The following is a 1,149-nucleotide window of genomic DNA, read 5'->3' as shown; positions in this document are numbered from 1 at the left end:
CTAGGAGCGTGTTGCTGTAACGGGCAAGGAGCGAGGTAAAGGGCTCCCTGCTGCACCTGGGCCGCCCGTCCCTCCGCCTGCGGGTGGGCGTCCGTGGAAGGAATGTTCATTCCACGTCTGCCCTCTGCGGGCGGGCGCCCCCTACAGCTACCCGGCCAGCGTCGCGCCGTGCAGCTTGCGCAGGTTGTGGGTCAGGCAGATGAGTGCCCACTCCCCACGCGCCTTCTGCAGCCCGCGCAGCAGCAGTTGCCGGAAGCCTCGCGCCTGTTTGATTTGGCCGAAGGGCGGCTCGGCCGCCACCTTGCGTCGGGCGTATACCTCACGTCCCTTCTTCGTCCGAAGCCTTCGCGCCATCCATTCCTTGAGGCTCAAGTCTCGCGGCATCCGCCCTCGCACTGGCTCTGGCGCCTCGCCGTGCTTGAGCCGGCCGGTCGCGATGTATGCGTTGATGCCCATGCTCGCCGCGGTGGCCACGTTCTGTTCGGAGAAGTAGCCGCTGTCGGCTGTCACGGCCTCGGGCACCCCGCCGCAGTTCTCCACCACCTGCTCCAGCATCGGCACCCAGTGCTCGACGTCCGGCGGCTGGTTGGTGAGCGCCTGGGCCACGATGATTTGGTGCTCCTCGTCCACAGCCGCCTGCGCATTGAAGCCCTGAATGAAGCCGTCCTTCGTCTTCTGGATTCGGCTCTCCGGGTCGGTGAAGTTGCGCTGCGCCTTGGGCGTAGGCTTGCCCTCCTCCTGGGTGGGCACCCGGTGGCTGGGCAAGGGCGTCGGCCCGGGTGGCTCGTCGTCTGGGTCCTTCTTCTTCTGGGCCTGCTGCGCCTCATGGGCGGCCCTGGCTTCGGCCTCCAACTCCGCCTTGGCCGCGCGGATTCGGGCCAGCCGCGTCTCGGCTCGCTGCAACTCCTGGGGCAGCTCGTCGCCTCGCTTCAGCTTGCCGTAGAGCTGGTCCTCCGCCGCGTCCGCCTCCTCAGCGCGCTTCAGCAACCCGGCCACCTTCTCGGCCAGCTCCTTCTCGCGCTGCTGCATGCGCTCGTAGCTCATCGCCTTGTGCTTGCTGGCATTGGCCTTCAGCTTCGTGCCGTCCAGCGCCACGTGCCCCAGCTTCACCAGCCCCGCCTTCTGGCACAGCGCCAGCACCTGCACGAA

The 1,149-nt window shown here is 67.9% G+C and carries 1 protein-coding gene; it reads right to left on the bottom strand.

Annotated features, from left to right (window positions below; genetic code table 11):
* Positions 1-147: 147 nt before the first annotated feature.
* Positions 148-1,149: transposase (locus K8638_RS44220; protein ID WP_223760818.1), on the bottom strand; the 1,002-nt coding region annotated here is incomplete at its 5' end.

Origin of the sequence: Myxococcus sp. RHSTA-1-4 (assembly GCF_020037125.1) — a bacterium.
Lineage (GTDB): Bacteria > Myxococcota > Myxococcia > Myxococcales > Myxococcaceae > Myxococcus.
Note: the sequence above shows the minus strand (reverse complement) of the source record. Positions and strands in the feature narration are given on the sequence as shown.